General features: G+C 73.5%; 5 protein-coding genes and 4 pseudogenes. 5 read left to right on the top strand and 4 right to left on the bottom strand.

Going from position 1 to position 19,679, the window contains the following annotated elements:
* Nucleotides 1–211 precede the first annotated feature (211 nt).
* A pseudogene (recQ, locus tag LJB71_RS13700) lies at nt 212–2,027 on the bottom strand (DNA helicase RecQ).
* Nucleotides 2,028–2,108: 81 nt separating this feature from the next.
* Nucleotides 2,109–2,645 carry a Dps family protein gene (locus LJB71_RS13695; protein ID WP_259304596.1) on the bottom strand — a complete coding sequence of 179 codons (537 nt, stop codon included), beginning with the start codon at nt 2,643–2,645 and terminating at the stop codon, nt 2,109–2,111.
* Nucleotides 2,646–2,773: 128 nt separating this feature from the next.
* Here LJB71_RS13695 and hrpA point away from each other — a divergent pair.
* Nucleotides 2,774–6,702, top strand: a pseudogene (gene hrpA, locus LJB71_RS13690) (ATP-dependent RNA helicase HrpA).
* Nucleotides 6,703–6,718: 16 nt separating this feature from the next.
* On the opposite strand, the gene LJB71_RS13685 reads toward hrpA, so the two are convergent.
* Nucleotides 6,719–8,440: a chloride channel protein gene (locus LJB71_RS13685; RefSeq protein ID WP_259304827.1), complete on the bottom strand. Its 1,722-nt coding sequence runs from the start codon at nt 8,438–8,440 to the stop codon at nt 6,719–6,721.
* Nucleotides 8,441–8,611: 171 nt separating this feature from the next.
* Here LJB71_RS13685 and LJB71_RS13680 point away from each other — a divergent pair, with 171 nt between their 5' ends.
* Nucleotides 8,612–10,774: a bifunctional (p)ppGpp synthetase/guanosine-3',5'-bis(diphosphate) 3'-pyrophosphohydrolase gene (locus LJB71_RS13680; protein ID WP_259304595.1), complete on the top strand. Its 2,163-nt coding sequence runs from the start codon at nt 8,612–8,614 to the stop codon at nt 10,772–10,774.
* A 1,581-nt stretch (nt 10,775–12,355) separates the two neighbouring features.
* Here the strand turns inward: LJB71_RS13680 and LJB71_RS13675 are convergent.
* A pseudogene (locus LJB71_RS13675) lies at nt 12,356–14,444 on the bottom strand (glycosyltransferase).
* Nucleotides 14,445–14,549: 105 nt separating this feature from the next.
* Here LJB71_RS13675 and mrcB point away from each other — a divergent pair.
* The 3 genes and pseudogenes from mrcB (at nt 14,550) to tsaB (ending at nt 19,669) form a co-directional block, all read left to right on the top strand.
* Nucleotides 14,550–17,018, top strand: a complete 2,469-nt coding sequence (gene mrcB, locus LJB71_RS13670; protein WP_259304594.1) for a penicillin-binding protein 1B — start codon at nt 14,550–14,552, stop codon at nt 17,016–17,018.
* A 7-nt stretch (nt 17,019–17,025) separates the two neighbouring features.
* Nucleotides 17,026–18,986, top strand: a pseudogene (locus LJB71_RS13665) (ATP-dependent DNA helicase).
* Nucleotides 18,983–19,669: a tRNA (adenosine(37)-N6)-threonylcarbamoyltransferase complex dimerization subunit type 1 TsaB gene (gene tsaB / locus LJB71_RS13660; protein ID WP_259304593.1), complete on the top strand. Its 687-nt coding sequence runs from the start codon at nt 18,983–18,985 to the stop codon at nt 19,667–19,669. Before LJB71_RS13665 ends, tsaB begins: the two are co-directional and overlap by 4 nt.
* Nucleotides 19,670–19,679: the final 10 nt, after the last annotated feature.

Genomic DNA, 19,679 nt, shown 5'->3' with positions numbered 1-19,679 from the left:
ACACGGCCCACCATTTCCTCGCGACAGTCGGTCTCCGAATCGGACTCAACCCGCTGGTCGCAGGTTCGATTCCAACACGGCCCACCATGTTCCTCGCGACAGTCGGTCTCCGAATCGGACTCAACCCGCTGGTCGCAGGTTCGATTCCAGCGCGGCCCACCATCCCCGAAAGCCTGCGGGCAGTCGGTTTCCGAATCAGGGCTTGCCGCACTCACGCCTGCGCGAGCGTCGCGATCACCTCGCGGCCGTAGCGTTCGAGCTTGGCGGCGCCGACGCCGCCGATGCCGGCGAGGGCGCCGACGTCGCGTGGGGCGGCGAGTGCGATCGCGCGCAGGGTGGCGTCCTGGAAGATCACGTAGGCGGGCACGTTCTGGGTGCGCGCGGCGTCCGCCCGCCACTGCCGCAGACGGGCGAAGCGGGCGACGGCGTCGGCCGGGAGTTCGATCGCGGCGGCGCCGGTACGGCGCTCGCTGGCGTTCGCACCGCGGCGGCGTTCGCGGCGCGGCGGTTCGGCGCGCAGGTGCAGCGCGCGCTCGCCGCGCAGCAGCGGTTTGGCGGCGGCGGTCAGGCGCAGGGCGCCGTGGCTGTCGAGATCGGTGGCCAGCAGGCCGGCGGCGACCAGCTGGCGGAACACGCCGCGCCACTGGGCGGCATCCAGCTCGCGACCGATGCCATAGGTGCTGAGCGCGGCATGCCCGAACTGGCGCACCTTGGCGGTATCCGCGCCCCGCAGCACGTCGATCACGTGCGCGGCGCCGAACCGCTGGCCGGTGCGGTACACGCAGGACAGCGCCTTGCGCGCGGCCTCGGTGGCATCCCAGGTGCGCGGCGGCGACAGGCAGTTGTCGCAGCTGCCGCAGGCGCCGGGATGGGCTTCGCCGAAGTAGGCCAGCAGCGACTGCCGGCGGCAGCCGGTGGATTCGCAATAGCCGATCAGCGCGTCCAGCTTGCCGTGTTCCAGCCGCTTGCGCTCGTCGCTGGCCTCGCCGTCCTCGATCATCCGCCGCAGCAGCACGGCATCGCCAAGCCCGTAGGCCATCCACGCCTCGGCCGGCTCGCCGTCGCGGCCGGCGCGGCCGGTTTCCTGGTAATAGCCTTCCAGCGATTTCGGCAGGTCCAGGTGGGCGACGAAGCGCACGTCCGGCTTGTCGATGCCCATCCCGAACGCGATCGTCGCCACCATCACGATGGCCTCTTCGCGCAGGAAGCGGCGCTGGCGCTCGGCGCGGGTGGCGGCGTCCAGGCCGGCGTGGTAGGCCAGCGCGCGCAGGCCATGCCCGGCCAGCAGCCCGGCGGTGGCCTCCACCTTGCGCCGCGACAGGCAGTACACGATCCCGCTCTCGCCGCGGTGGGTCTCGATGGAACTCCAGCAGCTGGCGGTGGCCGCCATCGCGCGGCGCCACCGCGTAGCGGATGTTCGGGCGATCGAACGAGCTGACGAACTGGCGCGCCTCCTGCAGCGCCAGCCGCTCCACGATCTCGCGCCGGGTGGGCGCGTCCGCGGTGGCGGTGAGCGCGATCCGCGGCACCTCGGGCCAGCGTTCGTGCAGCAGGGTGAGCTGGCGGTATTCGGGGCGGAAGTCGTGGCCCCACTGCGAGACGCAGTGCGCCTCGTCGATTGCGAACAGGGCAATCCGCACGCGTTCCAGCAGGCCGAGGAAGCGCGGGGTGAGCAGGCGCTCGGGGGCGACGTACAGCAGGTCCAGCGCGCCGTCCGCGAACTGGCGCTCCACCGCCGCGACCTCGGCAGCCTCCAGACTGGAGTTCAGGAATGCGGCGCGCACGCCCAGCTGGCGCAGGGATTCCACCTGGTCCTGCATCAGCGCGATCAAGGGCGACACCACCACCGCGGTGCCCTCGCGCAGCAGCGCCGGCAGCTGGTAGCACAGCGACTTGCCGCCGCCGGTCGGCATCAGCACCAGCGCATCGCCGCCGGCGAGCAGGTGTTCGACGATGGCGCCCTGTTCGCCGCGGAATCCGGAATGGCCGAACACGCGGCGGAGCGTTGCAAGGGCGGACGACGGCATCTGGCTAGGGTAGCAAGCCGGGCCGCGCAAGGGAGCAGGGCCGGGCCATCCGGCCCTGCGCGCAGGCTCGCCGGCCGCGGTTTATTCCAGCAGCGAGCGCAGCATCCAGGCGTACTTCTCGTGGGTCTGCAGGCGCTGGGTCATGAGGTCCACGGTGGGGTCGTCGCCGGCGCCGTCGGCGGTCTTGAGCACCTTGCGCGCGGTGCGGCAGACCGCCTCGTTGCCGTCCACCAGTTGCTGCACCATGTCGTGCCAGGCCGGCGCGGCCGCCTGGCCGGGCTCCTCGCGGATCGAGCTGAGGCGGATGAATTCGTGGTACGAGCCCGGCGCGTTGTAGCCCAGCGCGCGCATGCGCTCGGCGATGTCGTCCAGCGCGTTCCACTGCTCGGTGTACTGGGTCTCGAACATCAGGTGCAGGCTGTTGAACATCGGCCCGCTGATGTTCCAGTGGAAGTTGTGGGTCTTCAGGTACAGGGTGAAGGCATCGGCCAGCACGTGGCCCAGGCCCTCGGCGATCCTGCGGCGGTCGCCGGCGGCGATGCCGATGTCGATCCCGCGGCTGCCGTCGGCATGCGCGGCGGTCTTGGTGGACTTGTGGTCGGACTTCTTCTTGGCCATGGCGGACTCCTCGTCGTGCCCGTGGTGGGCGTGGGGTGGGCTTGCGGCGACAATACGCCGGTTGCCGGTCGATCTGAAATCGGAATGCCCGCTGCCCGCGATACATGAAACCTATCGAGCACGCGCCCATGCCGGCGCTTCCCGCCGACCCACGCCACGCCCGGCGCGCCATCGAGGCCGCGCTGGCGCGGGACCGTGGCCGCCTGCTCGGCCTGCTGGCGAAGTGGCAGGCCAAGCCCGGGGCGGACGCGCCGCGCGAGGCATTCCTGGCGTGCCTGCAAGCATCGCTGGCCGCGCGTGAACGCCGCGTCGCCGCGCTGCCGGCGCCGGGCGCGGTGGACCCGGCGCTGCCGATCGCCGCACACGCCGACGAGATCGTCGCCCTGATCCGTACCCATCAAGTGGTGGTGGTGGCCGGCGAGACCGGCAGCGGCAAGACCACCCAGTTGCCGCGGCTGTGCCTGCGGGCCGGGCGCGGTGCCGCCGGGATGATCGGCTGCACCCAGCCGCGGCGGCTGGCCGCGCGCTCGGTGGCCCGCCGCGTCGCCGAGGAGCTGCAGGTGCCGCTGGGGGCGCGGTCGGGTTCCAGGTCCGCTTCAACGAGGCGGTCGGCGAGCAGACCGCGATCAAGTTCATGACCGACGGCATCCTGCTGGCGGAAATCCAGGGCGACCGCTGGCTGTCGCAGTACGACACCCTGATCATCGACGAGGCGCACGAGCGCAGCCTCAACATCGACTTCCTGCTCGGCTACCTCAAGCAGCTGCTGCCGCGCCGGCCCGACCTGAAGCTGGTGGTGACCTCGGCGACCATCGACACCGCGCGCTTCGCCGCGCACTTCGGCGGCGCGCCGGTGGTGTGCGTGGAGGGGCGCGGCTATCCGGTGGAAGTGCGCTACCGCCCGCTCGAGGGGGAGGGCGCGCAGGACGGCGAGGACGCTGGCCAGCGCACGCTGGTGGACGGCATCGTCGCCGCCTGCGACGAGATCCTGCGCGACAAGGGCATCGGCGACACCCTCGTCTTCCTGCCGGGCGAGCGCGAGATCCGCGAGGTCCACCAGGCCCTGGAACGCCGCAAGTACCGCCACACCGAAATCCTGCCGCTGTATGCGCGGCTCTCGGCCAGGGATCAGGACCGTGTGTTCCACCCAGGCCCGCAGCGCCGCATCGTGCTGGCCACCAACGTCGCCGAGACCTCGCTGACGGTGCCGCGCATCCATTACGTCATCGACCCCGGTCTGGCCCGGGTCAAGCGCTACAGCCCGCGCCAGAAGCTCGACCGCCTGCATATCGAGCCGGTTTCGCAGGCCAGCGCCAACCAGCGCGCCGGGCGCTGCGGCCGGATCGCGCCGGGCACCTGCTTCCGCCTGTATTCGGAGGCCGACTTCGCCGCGCGCCCCGCGTTCACCGACCCGGAGATCCGCCGCGCCGCGCTGGCCGGGGTGATCCTGCGGATGCTGGCGCTGGGGCTGGGCAATATCGAGGATTTCCCGTTCCTGGAACCGCCGGATCCGCGCGCGATCGCCGACGGCTGGCAACAGCTCAATGAACTGGGCGCGGTGGACGCCTACCGCAGGCTCACCACCATCGGCAGGACGATGGCGAAGCTGCCGGTGGACGTGAAGCTGGCGCGCATGCTGGTGGCCGCGCAGGCGCACGGGGTGCTGCGCGAGATGCTGGTGATCGCCAGCTTCCTCGGCATCCAGGACCCGCGCGAGCGCCCGGCCGACGCGCGCGCCGCCGCCGATGCGGCGCACGCGCAGTTCGCCGACGCGAAATCCGAATTCATCGGCATCCTCAAGCTGTGGGCGGGCTACCGCGCCGCGCACGAGGAACTGACCCAGTCGCAGCTGCGCAAATGGGCCGACAAGCACTTCCTCGGCTTCCTGCGCCTGCGCGAATGGTGGGAGCTGCACCGGCAGCTGAAGCTGCAGTGCGAGGAGCTGTGGCCACAAAGGGAGGCAGGTTCAGTTTCCGCAAACAGTGAGCCTGACGCCCTTTCCGCAGCCTCCTACGCGGCGCTCCATCGCGCGCTGATCGCCGGCCTGCCCACGCAGCTGGGCCATCGCGGTGACAAGGGGCTGTACGACGGCCCGCGTGGCCGCAAGTTCCAGCTGTTCCCGGGTTCCAAGCTGGCGAGCAAGCCGCCGCCGTGGCTGCTGTCGGCCACGCTGCTGGACACCGAGAAGGTCTGGGCGATCACCAACGCCGCCATCGAGCCGGACTGGGCGATCGCCGAGCTGCCGCACCTGCTGGCGCGCCGCCATCACGACCCGCACTGGTCGCGCGCGCAGGGACGCGTGCTGGGCAGCGAGCAGATCAGCCTGTTCGGGCTGGTGCTGGCGCCGAAGAAACCGATCCACTATGGCGCGCTGTATCCCGAGGAAGCGCGGCAGATCTTCGTGCGCGAAGCGCTGCTGACCGGCGAGATCAACACCCGCAGCGGCTTCCTCGCGCGCAACCTGCGCACGCTGGAACTGGCGCGGCAGGAAGAGGCCAAGCAACGCCGGGTGGGGCTGGTGCAGGACGAGGACTGGCAGGCGCGCTGGTACCTGGACCGGCTGCCGCCGCACGTGCACAACGCACAGGCGCTGGATGCCTGGTACGCGAAGCTGCCGAAGGACGCGAAGGCCGCGCTGGAATGGTCGCACGACGATTTGCTGGTGGCCGAGCAGAGCGACGCCGCGCGCTTTCCGGCCTACCTCGCGCTGGGCGAGGCGCGGCTGGCGGTGCAGTACCGCTTCGCGCCGGGCGAGCCCGACGACGGCATGACGGTGGCGGTGCCGCTGTACCTGCTCGACGCGCTGGATGCCGCGCGCCTGTCGTGGCTGGCGCCGGGCTTCGTGGAGGACAAGGCGACGGCGCTGATCAAGTCGCTGCCGAAGGCGCTGCGGCGCAATTTCGTGCCGGCGCCGGAGTTCGCGCGCGCGTTCGCGGAGGCCTTCCCGCAGCCGGACGCCGACAGCCTCGAAGGCGCACTGGCGCGCTTCCTGAAGAAGCTGTCCGGGGTGGAGGTCGCCGCCACCGATTTCGACCTGGCCGCATTGGAGCCGCACCTGCGCGCCAATCTGCGCCTGCTGGACGGCAAGGCGGTGCTGGCCGAATCGCGCGACCTCGACGACCTGCGCGCCCGCTTCGGCGAACGCGCGGCGGGGGCGTTCGCGCGCCACGCCGCGCAGGGCATGGCGCAGGCCGGGTTGACCGCGTTCCCCGACACGCCGATCCCGGTGTCGGTGCCGGGCGCGGGTGGCGTGCCGGCGTACCCGGCCTTGCAGGACGACGGCGACAGCGTGTCGCTGGTGCTGCACGCGCAGCGCGAGGTGGCCGAGCGCCTGCATCCGCAGGGCGTGCGCCGGCTGCTGGCGATCGCGCTGGCCGACAAGCTCAAGCAGGCGCGCAAGCAGCTGCCGGTGCCGCCGAAGCTCTCGCTGCTGTATGCCGCCATCGAGTCGGCGTCGCCACGCAAGGATGGGCTCAAGGACGCCGACCGCCTGCGCGCGGACCTGGTCGATGGCGCGTTCGTCGCGCTGGGTGCCGACGGCCTGCTGGGGATTCGCGATGCCGAGGCATTCGCGCAGCGCCGCGACGCGCTCGCACGGGCGCTGTTTGGCGAGGCGATGCAGCGGCTGCGCCAGGCCGAAACCATCCTCGGCCTGATTGCCGAGGTGCGCGCGAAGCTGGAATCGAAGCTGATCGGCTGGGCGCGCGCCAACCTCGACGACATGCAGGCGCAGCTGGAGGCGCTGGCCGCGCCGGGCTTCCTGCGCGACACCCCGGCCGACGCGCTGGCGGAATACCCGCGCTACCTGAAGGCGCTGGCGCTGCGCGCCGAGCGCGCCCAGCGCGACCCCGGCAAGGACCAAGCGCGGATGCTGGAACTGGCGCCGTTTCAGCAGGCGCTGGCGGCCGCCGATCCGCTTGATCCGCAGGCGCGCGCGCTGCGCTGGGAGCTGGAAGAGCTGCGCGTGCAGCTGTTCGCGCAGGAGCTGGGCGTGAAAGGTGCCGTTTCACCCAAGCGGATGGCAGTGCGGCTGCCGCAGCTGCGCTTGCGCGGGTGAGGCGCGCCGGGCGCGCTCAATCGTCCACCCGCTCGCCCAGCAGCTCGCGCTGGCGGCGTTCCAGTTCCTCGGCGTAACGCTTGCGCACGAAGCGCTCCGACAGCACTCCGAGCACGTGGCCGTCGCCGTCCACCACCGCCAGTTCGTCGCTCTGGGTGCTATCGAAATGACGCATCGCCGCCAGCGCGTCGGCATGCGCCGGCAGCGCCACGCCGCGGTTCTGGGCATAGTCCAGCACGGCCGCCTCGGGCTTGACCCGATCGGCGTACAGGTCGGCCAGCGCGACGAGGCCGGCATAGTGCTGGTGTTCGTCCACCAGCACCACCCGTGGCACCGAACCCAGCGGCAGCCGCGCCCGCGCCTGCGCCACCGTCAGTGTGGCGGGCAGGGTATCCGGCGCGCGCTGCATCATGGTGCCGGCGGTGAGCGTGCGCACCCAGCCGATGTCGCGCGCGCTCTTGATGTCGGCGCCGCGCAGGTGGAAACGCCAGGTCGAGAACGAATAGCCGAAGATGCGCCGGGTCACCGTGCTGGAGACCAGCACCGCGGCGATGGCGGCGCTGGTGAGGGCGAAGTCGTGGGTGCTTTCCAGCACCAGCATCGCCATCGTCATCGGTGCGCCGACGATCGCGGCTGACAGCGCCGCCATCCCGATCAGCGCCGCGCCGATTTCGTTCAGCGGCGGCTGCCCCAGCGCCAGCGCGGCCAGCTTGGCGAACACCGCGCCCAGCAGAGTGCCGGTGAACAGCGAGGCGAAGAACAGGCCGCCGCGGAAGCCGAAGCCCAGCGAGATCGCCGAGGCCAGGCACTTCAGGACCAGCAGGATCGCCAGCCATTGCAGCGGCTGCTGCACGGTCAGGTCGATGTGCTGCGCGCCGTGCCCGGCCGACATCACCTGCGGCGTCACCATTGCCAGGGGAATGAGCAGCAGGCCGCCGGTAGCCGGGCGCAGCCAGCGCGGCAGGCGGGTGCGTTCCACCCCGGCTTCGATCAGGCTGACCAGGCGCATCACCGCCACCCCGACCAGCGCGCTGGCGACTCCGATCAGCGCGTACAGGGCGTAGTCCTCGAACTCCAGCCCGATTCCGGCCGGCGCCGGCAGCATCGGCAGCTGCTCGCCCAGCGCCGCGCGCACCGCCACCGCGCCCAGCACCGCCACCGCCACCGGCGCCAGCGCGGCCGGGGTGTAGGCACCGATCACTACCTCGAAGCCGTAGAACGCGCCCGCCAGTGGAGCGTCGAACGCCGCCGCGATCGCCGCCGCTGCGCCGGTGCCGACCAGGGTGCGCAGATCGGCGCGACGCAGCCGCAGCACGCGCCCGAGCTGCGAGCCGGCGCCCGCGCCCATCTGCGCGTACGCCGCTTCCAGCCCCACCGAGGCGCCGCTGCCGTTCGACAGTAGGGTCTGCGCGGACACGATCAGGTTGTCGCGCATCGACATGCGCCCGCCGTGCAGCGCATTCGCCTCCACCGCGTCCACCAGCTGCCGGCGGCGCCGGTGCGCATACAGGCCGATCAGCCCGACCAGCAGCCCGGACAGCGGAAGGGCCAGCAGCAGCGGCGGAGCCACGTGCGGAAGAGCGCTGAGGCGGCTGGTGTCGTCCGGCAGCGCATACCACCAGGCCTGCAGCGCGTGCGCCAGATGCTCCTGCAGCAGCGCCAGGCCGCCGGCCAGCAGGCCGACCAGCAGTGCCAACAGCAAAAAGGCGTCGTCGCGGGTGCGGAAACCCTCGCGCATGCGCGAGGCCAGCGAGCGCACGCGCTGGCGCGCGGACAGCAGGTCGGTGTGGAGCGACATGGAGGCGGTGAGGGCACCGGGGTGGTCGGAACCCGGACAGTCTAGGCCACCCGGCATGACGATGCGGGGCGCACGCTGGTCGCTGCCGGAGGCTGCGGCTACTGTAGGCGCATGTCGACCGCCGCCTTTGCCCCTGCCGGTTTCGCCGATGCGCTCGCGCAGCTGCCCGCGGACGCGCTGCCCGCGCCGCTGGCGCAGCTGTGGCTGGCGCGCGCGCAGGCGGGTGCGCCGATGCGCGACCGCCCCGAGGTGCTGGCCGATACCCTCGCGATCCTGGCCACCCTCAACGCCGACGCCGAGGTGCTGGCGGCGGCGCTGCTGGATGCGCTGGTGGATGTGCAGGCGCAGGTCGCGGAGGCCGCGATCGCCCTGCCCGAGCGCCTGCGCGCGCTGCTGGAAGGCCAGCGCGCCGCCAGCCGGGTGTGGGCGCTGCACCGCGATCACGGCGGCGGCCGCAATCCCGAGGGCATGCGCCGGCTGCTGCTGGCGCTGGTGCGCGACCTGCGGGTGATCCCGATCGTGCTGGCGCGCCAGCTCTCGCGCATGCGCGCGGCGTGGCGGCTGCCGGCCGCGGAGCAGCAGGCGCTGGCGGCGATGACCCGCGACATCCACGCCCCGCTGGCCAACCGGCTCGGCATCTGGCAGCTGAAGTGGGAGCTGGAAGACCTCGCGTTCCGCATCCTGCAGCCGGCCGACTATCAGCGCATCGCGCGCTCGCTGGACGACAGCCGCGCCGGGCGCGAACGCTACATCGACGCGGTCCTGCGCCAGCTGCGGCAGGCGCTGGCTGCGCAGGGCGTGCGGGCCGACGTGGCCGGGCGCCCGAAGCACATCTACAGCATCTGGAAGAAGATGCAGCGCAAGGGGCTGCCGATCGAGGAGCTGTACGACCTGCGCGCGGTGCGGGTGCTGGTGGAGGACATCCCCGCCTGCTATGCGGTGCTTGGGCTGGTGCATGCGCTGTGGGTACCGATCCCCAGCGAGTTCGACGACTACATCGCACGCCCGAAGCCGAACGGCTACTGCTCGCTGCACACCGCGGTGATCGGCCCCGAGGGCAAGACCCTGGAGGTGCAGATCCGCACCCGCGAGATGCACGCGCAGTCGGAGCTCGGCGTGGCCGCGCACTGGCGCTACAAGGAAGGCGGCAGCGCCGGCGGGGCGGCGATGGACAAGCGCATCGCCTGGATGCGCAAGCTGCTGGAGCAGGCCGCCGACGCGGCGGGCGCGGGCGATCCCAGCCCGCTGCAGGGCATCGACAGCGAGCTGGTCGAGGACCGGGTGTACGCGCTGACCCCGAAGGGCGAGGTGGTGGACCTGCCGCAGGGCGCCACCGTGCTCGACTTCGCCTACGCCATCCACAGCATGGTCGGGCACCGTTGCCGCGGCGCCAAGGTGGACGGCCGCATCGTGCCGCTGACCCATGTGCTGCGCACCGGCGAGCGGGTGGAGATTCTCACCGGGAAAACCCCCGAGCCGAGGCGCGACTGGCTGCAGCCGAGCGCCGGCTTCCTTGCCAGCAGCCGCTCGCGCGAGAAGGTGCGGGCGTGGTTCAACAAGCTCGACCGCGCCCACAACATCGAGGAAGGCCGCGCCCTGCTGGAGCGCGACCTGCGCCGGCTGGGACTGCTGCACGCCGACCTCGCGCCGGTGCTGGCCAGGTTCAACCTGCACAGCGAAGACGACCTGCTGGTGGCGGTGGCGCTGGGCGACATCACCTCCGCCCAGGCGGCGCGCGCGTTGCAGGAAGCCGACAAGCCTGCATCGTCGCCCGAGCCGGCCTTGCCGGCTGCGCCGCCGCGTGCCGCTACGCCTGCCGCGCCGGGAGCCGGCGTGGTCACCGTGCAGGGCGTGGACAACCTGCTGGTGCAGGTGGCGCGCTGCTGCCAGCCGCTGCCGGGCGAGGCCATCACCGGCTACCTCACGCGCACACGCGGGGTGAGCGTGCATCGCCCCGACTGCGCGGCCTTCCTGCGCCTGGCCGGCAAGGAGCCGGCGCGGGTGCTGCCGGTGGAATGGGGGCGTGCGCAGGCGGCGCAGGAGGTGGCGCTGCGGATCGAGGCGGTGGACCGCAAGTGGCTGCTGAAGGACATCACCACCCTGCTGGCGCAGCTGGGCGTGAACGTGCTTGGCCTGCACACCGACCCACTGCGTGCCGGCGCGGCGCGCGTGCGCATCCGGCTGCAGGCCAGGATCGTCGATTTCGAGCAGCTGGGGCTGCTGCTGGCGCGGCTGGAATCGCTGCCGGGCGTGGAATCCGCGCGGCGCGCATGAAGCCGGCCCTGCGCGCGCGCTGGCAGGCGTTGCCGCGGACCGCGCGGACGCTGCTGCTGGCCGTCGCCGGCGCGCTGCTGCTGGCCGTGGTGCTGGCCCTGCTGCGCGATCCGCTCGGCCGCTGGCTGTGGCCGGACCCGCGCTACGACGCCCTGCGCCAGCGCGCCGAGCGCGCCCTGCGCGCGGGAAACCTGAGCGCCGGCGATGGCAGCGGCGCGCGCGAGCTGTTCGAGGCCGCGCTGGCGCTGCAGCCCGACCAGATGGAGGCCCGCGACGGCCTGGACCGGGTGGCGCAGGCGGCGCTGGCACGTGCCGGCGCGCGCCTCGATGCCGGCGACCTCGCCGCGGCCCAGGCCGCGCTGCAGCTGGCGCGCGAACTGCAGGCCCCGAAACCGCAGGTGGACGCGCTGCAGGCGAGGCTGGATGCGCGCCAGGCCGAGGACGACCTCGGCGAGCTGCTGGAACGCGCGCGCCGGGCGCAGGCCGAGGGGCACCTGGACGATGGCCCGCAGGCCGCGCTGCCGCTGTACCAGCAGGTGCTGCAGCGGGCGCCGCGCAGCCAGCATGCGCTGGAAGGGCGCGAGGACGCCCTGCAGGCGCTGCTGCGACCGGCCCCGGCGGCGCTGGCACGCGGCGACCTGGCCCAGGCCGCCGACCTGATCCGGCGCGCGGAACGCTTCGATCCCGGCTTCCCGGCGCTGCCGGCCCTGCATGCCGGGCTCTCGCGCGCGGTCGAGCAGCGCCTGCGCCAGGCGCGTGCGCGTCTGGCCCGGCACCAGCCGGACGCGGCGGCGCGGCTCTGCGATGGCCTGCGGGCGGCGCTGCCGGCGCCGCTGCCCGAGCCGTGCGGCGATGCCCTCGGCGATGCCCTGCTGCGCGCGGCGAGAGCGGATGCCGGCGCCGGACGTATCGCGCAGGCGCGGCATCTGCTGGCGCTGGCCGCCGCCGCCGGCGTGCCCGACGATCGCCTGCAGGTCTTGCGCCAGCGCCTGCACCCGGCGCCGCCCGCACTGCCGCCCGCGGCGTCGCCGCTGACGCCGCGCACCCGCGCGCGCGTGCAGCGCCTGCTGCGGCAGGCCGCGCACGCCCAGGCGCGCGGGCACTGGCTCACGCCCCCTGGCGAGAGCGCCTGGGATCGCCTGCGCACCGCGCGCGCGCTGGCCCCGCAGGACCCGGACGTACGGGCGGCGGCAGAGGCGATGCGCGCGGCCTCGCGCGAGTGCCAGATGCGCGCCCTGCGTGATAACGCCCTGGCGCGCGCGCGCTGTCTGGAGGTCTGGCGGCTGCTGGATCCGAACGATCCCGGCCTGCTGCCGGCACAGCGCCGGCTGGCCGAACGCTGGCTGGCGGTGGGTGACGAACGCCTGCGCGGCGGCGACGTGCCCGGCGCGCGCGAAGCATTGAACGCGCGCGCCAGGTGGACGCCAGCGTCCCCGGCATCGCTGCGCTGGCGCAGCGCCTGCAGCGGGTGCAGCAGGACCTGCGCTGAACGACTCCAGCACGGCACGGACCCGGCGCCCCATTCGTGGCGCGCCTGTCGAACCATGGACGGCAAGCGCGCCGCCTCGCCGCCGCGGGCGATCAACCCAGCAGCAAACGGCGCACCAGCGGTCGTGCCACCTCGGGCGAGAAGTGGCGGGCGACGTGCGCGCGGCCGTTGTCGGCCAACTGCTGCCACAGCGCGGCATCGGTATGCAGGCGCAGCACCGCCTGCGCGAACGCGGGCGCGTCTTCTGCCAGCAGCACATGCTCACCGTCACGCAGCGCCATGCCTTCGGCCGCCAGCGGCGTGGCCACCACCGGCAGGCCGTGCGCCATCGCCAGGTTCACCTTGCCCTTCACGCCGGCGCCGGCCCGCAGCGGCGCCACCGCCACCCGGCAGCCGTCCGCTCAGGGCTGCAGGTCGCGCACGTGGCCGTGCACCTGCACGCCCGGCACCGCGGCCAGCGCCTGCACCCGCCGGCGGCGCGTCGGCGCCGATGCAGTGGAAGCGCAGCAGCGGGTCGGCGGCATGCAGCAGCGGCCACACCGCCTGCACGAACCAGCACACCGCATCCACGTTGGGCGGATGCCGGAATCCACCGATGAACAGCAGGTCGCGCCGCGGCTCGAATCCCGGCCCGGGCGGCACCGCGCGGTGCAGGTTGGACAGCACCTCGACCCGTGCACCGGGCAGGGCGGCCTCGAGCAGCGCGCGCTCGGCCGGGCTCACCACCAGGGTGCAGTCGAACGCCGCCGCCAGCGCCAGCTCCTGCCGGCGCGTACGCGCGGCTGCACGCAGGCCGGCGGCATCACCGGCCAGCCGGGCCTGGCGCTGCTCGCGCAGGAAGTGCAGGTCCACGGTATCGAACAGCAGCCGCGCCTGCGGCGCGTGCCGGCGTAGCGGCGGCAGGCACTCGGCGGCGATGTAGTGGCGGCTGGCCAGCACGCTGGCAAAGCGCGCGCCGTGCGTGCGCAGCCAGGCCGGTAGCGGCGGCGCCCACGGCGCATGCCAGCACTCCACGCCCAGCTGCTGCAAGGCGCGGGTGTAATCGCCGTCGGCCTGCCGGTTGGCCGGCCAGAACACCACGTGCGCGCCTTCCTCGCGCAGCAGGCGCAGCAGCTCGAACATCCGCAGCGAGCCGGAGTCGTGGTCCGGACGCGGGGTATTGGCGTCGATCACCAGCACCTGCGGCTGCCGCGCATGCAGCCGCGCCGGGGTCGGGAGCAGGCCGGGCGCAGGCTGCGCGGTGAGCGCCTGCGCCCATTTCGCCGCGAACACGCCGCGGTTGTGCGCCTGCGCGGCCTTGGCGCCGGCGCCCGGATCGGTGCCGGCGGTGGCGCCTTCCACGTGCACGACCGTGGACGCCGGCTGGTACAGCACGCGCCGTCCGGCCGCGCGCACCGCGAAGGCGAGGTCGGTGTCCTCGTAATAGGCCGGCGCATAGCGCGCATCCAGCCCGCCGAGCTGGCGCAGCAGCGCGGTGGGCAGCGCGATCGCCGCGCCGCTCACGTAATCGGCCTCGCGCAGGTAGGTGAAGCGGCAGTCCTGCGGGTCTTCGCCACGCCCGTAATTCCATGCCGAGCCGTCCGCGAACACCACCCCGCCGGCCTCCTGCAGGCGGCCGTCCGGATACACCAGCCGCGCGCCGACCAGCCCCGCGTCCGGGTGCGCCGCGAAGGTGCCGAGCAGCGCCTCCAGCCAGCCCGGCTGCGGCACGGTGTCGTTGTTCAGCAGCACCAGATACTCGCCGCGCGCAAGCTGCGCGCCGTCGTTGCAGGCGGCGATGAAGCCGCCGTTCGCCGCGCGCGCGTGCACGCGCAAGCCGCCGATCCGGCGCAGCTTGTCGAGGGTGTCATCCGGCGAGGCATCGTCCACCACGATCACCTCGAACGGGGTTGCCGGCGGATGCGCCGCCAGCGCGCGCAGGCAGCGCAGGGTATGCGCGAAGCCGCCGTGCACCGGAATCACCAGGCTGGCGCGCGGCGCGGCGGAGGTGGCCAGCGTGAACGGCGCGAATGCGGCCTCGGGCGGCTGCCACAGCGGTAGCGGCGTGTACAGCGCGCGGCGGCGCTGGCGCAGATGCCGCCAACTGCCGGCCAGCCCGCGCACGTGCAGGCTGGCCAGGCCGCGCTGCAGCCAGCCCAGCGCGCGCTGCCACAGAAACTGCGCATCGGCGGGCCATTGCATGCGGCTGAACTCCTGCATCACGCGGACGCCGCCGGCGGCGTCCGGCGGGTAGGGCTGGGGTAGACTCGACAGACTCCGATTGTCGCATCGACCCGCGCCCGCCCCATGCCCCGAATCCCGGACGAAGACGCCGACGACCTGCCCGCACCCGGATCGGCGCCCGCTCGCCCGCACTGGCGCGACTGGCTGCTGCGCGCCGCGCTGGCTGCGCTGGCGCTGCTGCTCGGCTTCCTGATCCCGTATCTGCTGTACCTCAACCAGCAGGTGGTCGAGCGCTTCGGCCAGCTGCGCTGGCAGCTGCCGACCCGGGTGTACGCGCGCCCGCTGGTGCTGCGCCAGGGGCTGGCGCTGGATGCGCCCACCCTGCAGTACGAGCTGGAGGCGGCGGCCTATCACCCGGGCGATGGCCTGCGCCCGGGCACCTATGCGCGCGACGGCGGGCGCTGGCGGATCTCCAGCCGCGGCTACGCCGACGTGGACGGACGGGTGGCGCCCGCGGTGCTGGACGTGGCGCTGTCCGGCGACCGGGTGGTGGCGATCCGCGACCTGCGCCGCCGCCAGGCCCTGCGCAGCGCGCGTCTGGATCCGGCGCGGATCGCCACCCTGTACGGCCAGAACCAGGAAGAGCGCCGACTGGTGCGGCTGGAGGAAGTGCCGGAGCTGCTCGTCACCGGGCTGCAGGCGGTCGAGGACCGCGATTTCAACCACCATATCGGCATCGATTTCAGCGGCATGCTGCGCGCCGCCCTCGTCAACCTGACCTCCGGCGGCGACACCCGCCAGGGCGGCAGCACCCTGACCCAGCAGCTGGCGCGCAGCGGGTTGCTGGGCATCGGCCGCGAGCAGACCTTCACCCGCAAGTTCAAGGAAATCCTGTTCGCACTGCTGCTGGAGGCGCATTACGACAAGCGCACCATCCTGGAGACCTACCTGAACCAGGTGGACCTGGGCCAGCGCGGGGCGCAGTCGATCCGCGGGGTGGCGGCGGCTTCCGAGTTCTGGTTCGGCCGCGACCTGAAAGACCTCTCCACCGAGCAGATCGCGCTGCTGATCGGCATGGTCAAAGGGCCGTCCTGGTACAACCCGCGGCGCAACCCGGAGCGCGCGCTGGAGCGCCGCAACGTCGTCCTCGCGCAGATGCGCGAGACCGGCCTGATCAGCGAGGCCGAATACCGGCGCGCGCTGCAGGCCCCGCTGGGGGTCACCCGCGACGCCGGCAACCTCGCCGCCAACCGCTACCCGGCCTATGTCGATCTGGTGCGCAAGCAGCTGGCGCGCGACTACCCGGCCGACTCCATCTCCGGCGCCGGGCTGAGCGTGATGACCGGGATGGCGCCGTCCGCACAGCGGGCCGCGGAGCAGGCAGTGGCCGGCACCCTGGACGCGCTGCAGACGCGCGGCCGCCCGCCGCTGCAGGCCGGGCTGGTGATGACCGACGTGCACGACGGCGACGTGCTGGCGGTGGTGGGCAGCCGGCAGTACACCGAGCCCGGCTTCAACCGCGCGGTGGATGCGCGGCGGCCGGTGGGCTCGCTGCTCAAGCCGTTCGTGTACCTGCTGGCGCTGGCGCAGCCGGCGCAGTGGTCGCTGGCCAGCACCGTCAGCGATGCGCCGGTGACGGTGGGCCTCGGCGGCGGCCGGCGCTGGACGCCCGGCAATTCCGATGGCCGCAGCCACGGCGACGTCACCTTGATGGACGCGCTGGCGCAAAGCTACAACCAGGCCACGGTGCGGCTGGGGATGGCGGTGGGCCTGCCGCGGCTGGCCGCCCTGCTGCGCACGCTGGCGGGGATCGAGGCCGAGCCGCAGCCCTCGCTGATCCTGGGCGCGCTGGACCAGAGCCCGTATGCGATGGCGCAGCTCTACCAGTTCCTGGCGTCCGGCGGCGAGATCCAGCCGCTGCACGCGGTGCGCGGCGTGCTGGATGCGCAGGGGCGCGCGCTCAGGCGCTACGACAAGGACGCCCCGCCGGCGCAGAAGGGCGATGCAGTGGCCGCGCGCCTGGTCGGCAATGCCCTGCAGTACGTGGTGACCGCGGGCACCGCGCGCGCCCTGCTCGCGCAGGGGCTGGGCCACCTGGCGCCGGCGGGCAAGACCGGCACCAGCAACGACAGCCGCGACAGCTGGTTCGCCGGCTACACCGGCGACCACCTGCTGGTGGTATGGGTGGGCAACGACCAGAACCAGCCCACCGGGCTGTACGGTGCGACCGGCGGCATGCGGGTATGGTCGGAAGTGTTCCGGCGCCTGCCCAGCGCCCCGCTGCGGCTGTCCTCCGAGGGCATCGAATGGCGCTGGGTGCTGGACGGGCAGAGCACCGACGAGGACTGCCCGGGCGCGCGCCGCTTCCCGTTCGTGGCCGGCTACGCGCCGGCCTACCAGCCCTGCCAGTACGCGCCGCCGGTGGAGCTGGACGAGTTCGGCAACCCGATCGCCCCGCCCGCGGAGGACCCTGGCGGCAATCTGCTGCAGCGTGCCGGCGAGGCCCTCCGGCATTTCTTCGGCGGCGGTGATCCGGCCAAGACCCCGCCGCCCGCGCCCGCTGCGCCGAGCCCGGCGCAGCCCACGCCGTGACCGGGCCGTGACCGGAACGGATTCGCGGCTGGCCCGCGCCGCCTTCGAGGCGCTCGGTGCGCAGGCCGCGCTGGCCGCGGCGCTGCCTGGCTTCCGCCCGCGTCCGGCGCAGCAGCGGCTGGCGGCGGCGGTGGCGGAGGCGTTCGAACAGCGCGCGGTGCTGCTGGCCGAGGCCGGCACCGGCACCGGCAAGACCTTCGCCTATCTGGTGCCGGCGCTGCTGTCGGGGCTGAAGACCATCGTCTCCACCGGTACCCGCGCGCTGCAGGACCAGCTCTACCAGCGCGACCTACCGCGCGTGCGCCAGGCCCTGGGCGTGGGGCTGAAGACCGCGCTGCTGAAAGGCCGCGCCAACTACCTGTGCCGCTACCGGCTGGAGCAGGCCAAGGGCGAGCCGCGGCTCACAGCGCGCGAGCAGGTCGGCCAGTTCCAGCGCATCGTGGCCTGGAGCGGGCGCACCCGCAGCGGCGACATGGCCGAGCTGGAATCACTGCCCGAGGATTCGCCGCTGCTGCCGCTGGTGACCTCCACCGCCGACAACTGCCTGGGCACCGAATGCCCGTTCTGGAGCGAATGCTTCGTGGTGCAGGCGCGCCAGCGCGCGCAGGCGGCGGACCTGGTGGTGGTCAACCACCATCTGCTGCTGGCCGATCTGGCGCTGAAGCAGGAAGGCTTCGGCGAAATCCTGCCCGGCGCGCAGGCGTTCGTGGTGGACGAGGCGCATCAGCTGCCCGAACTGGCGGCGCAGTTCTTCGGCGAAGGGCTGGGCGCGCGGCCGCTGGTGGAGCTGGCGCGCGATGCGCTCGCCGAGGCCAGGGCCGTGCCCGGCGCGCTGGCCGCGCTGCAGGCCCCGGCGCAGGCGCTGGAGCAGGCCACCCGCGCACTGCGGGCGGCGATGGACAGCCTGCCGCAGCGTGGCGCCGCCGGGCGCGCGCGCGATGCGGTGGATGTGGAACCGGCGCTGGAGGCGCTGCAGGCCGCGCTGGAGGGGCTGCAGGCGGCACTGGCGCCGCTGCGCGAGGGCGCGCCCGGGCTGGAGGCCTGCCATGCGCGCGCGCAGGAGCAGCTGGGGCGCCTGCAGCGCTGGCTGGAAGCATCGGCATCGGAAGAGGCGCACGGTGCTTCGCCGGCAGTGCGCTGGTATGAACTTTCGCCGCGCGGGTTCCGCCTGCAGCGCACGCCGCTGGATGTCTCCGCCCCGCTGCGCGCGCACCGCGAGCAGTCGCAGGCGGCCTGGGTGTTCACCTCGGCGACGCTGGCGGTCGATGGCCGCTTCGATCATCTGGCGCAGAAACTGGGGATCGAGGCGCCGCGCACGCTGATCGTGCCCAGCCCGTTCGACTGGCCGCGGCAGGCGCTGTGCTACCTGCCGCCGGGGCTGCCGGAGCCGGCCGCGCGCGGGTATGGCCAGGCCGTGCTGGCGGCGGTGCGGCCGGTGCTGGAGGCCTCGGGCGGGCGCGCGTTTTGCTGTTCGCCTCGCACCGCGCCCTGCGCGAGGCGGCGGCGGCGCTGGCCGACGGCCCGTGGCCGCTGTTCGTGCAGGGCAGCGCGCCGCGCCACGTCCTGCTGCAGCAGTTCCGCGAGTCTGGCAACGGCGTGCTGCTGGGCACCGCGAGCTTCCGCGAGGGCGTGGACGTGGCCGGCGAGGCGCTGAGCGTGGTGGTGATCGACAAGCTGCCGTTCGCCGCGCCGGACGACCCGGTGTTCGAGGCGCGGCTGGAGGCGATCCGCCGTGCCGGCGGGCGCCCGTTCCACGACGAGCAGGTGCCGCAGGCGGTGATCGCGCTCAAGCAGGGCGCCGGCCGCCTGATCCGCAGCGAGAGCGACCGCGGCGTGCTGGTGCTGTGCGACCCGCGCCTGCTGGGCAAATCCTATGGCCGGATCTTCCTCGACTCGCTGCCGCCGCTGCCGCGCACGCGCGCGCTGGCCGACGTGCAGGCGTTCTTCGCGGATAATTCCGCGCCATGAAATTACTGGCCTTCGAAACCGCCACCGAAGCCTGTTCGGTGGCGCTTTACATCGGCGGCGAGGTGCGCGAGCGCTTCGCCATCGCCCCGCGCCGGCACGCCGAGCTGGCGCTGCCCTGGGCCGGGGCGCTGCTGGCCGAGGCCGGGCTGACACGCCGCCAGCTGGATGCGATCGCGCTCGGCCGTGGCCCGGGCGCGTTCACCGGGGTGCGCCTGGCGGTGGCGATCGCGCAGGGCATCGCGCTCGGCCTCGACCGCCCGCTGCTGCCGGTGTCCACCCTCGCCGCGCTGGCGCTGCAGGCCGAAGGCCCGCGCCGGCTGGCCGCGATCGATGCGCGCATGGGCGAGGTCTACCTGGGCGCGTTCGCCGGAGACGGCGATGCGCTGCAGGCGCTGGCCCCCGAGGCGGTGGGCACGCCGGAGGCGATCGCCCTGCCCGAGGGCGCGGGCTGGTACGGCGCCGGCACCGGCTTCGCGGTCGCCGGCGGCGCGCTCGGCGCGCGGATGGGGGCGCGCCTGCACACCGCCGATGCCGCCGCCCTGCCGCACGCGGCCGACGTGGCGCGCCTGGCCGCCGCCGCTTTCGCCCGCGGCGAAGGCCTGCCGCCGGAGCGGGTGGAGCCGGCCTACCTGCGCAACGATGTCGCCCTCACCCTGGCCCAGCAGCAGGCAAGGCGCGGGTGACTTCACTTCC

This window comes from Thermomonas sp. S9 (genome assembly GCF_024704365.1).
GTDB lineage: Bacteria > Pseudomonadota > Gammaproteobacteria > Xanthomonadales > Xanthomonadaceae > Thermomonas.
The sequence above is the reverse complement of the archived record's forward strand: the minus strand, read 5'-3'. Positions and strand labels throughout refer to the sequence as shown.

Excerpts from the sequence above, each read along its gene's own strand:
- mrcB (WP_259304594.1), top strand. The coding sequence starts at position 14,550 with ATGCCCCGAATCCCGGACGAAGACGCCGACGACCTGCCCGCACCCGGA.
- LJB71_RS13695 (WP_259304596.1), bottom strand. The coding sequence starts at position 2,645 with ATGGCCAAGAAGAAGTCCGACCACAAGTCCACCAAGACCGCCGCGCAT.
- LJB71_RS13685 (WP_259304827.1), bottom strand. The coding sequence starts at position 8,440 with ATGCGCGAGGGTTTCCGCACCCGCGACGACGCCTTTTTGCTGTTGGCA.
- tsaB (WP_259304593.1), top strand. The coding sequence starts at position 18,983 with ATGAAATTACTGGCCTTCGAAACCGCCACCGAAGCCTGTTCGGTGGCG.
- LJB71_RS13680 (WP_259304595.1), top strand. The coding sequence starts at position 8,612 with ATGTCGACCGCCGCCTTTGCCCCTGCCGGTTTCGCCGATGCGCTCGCG.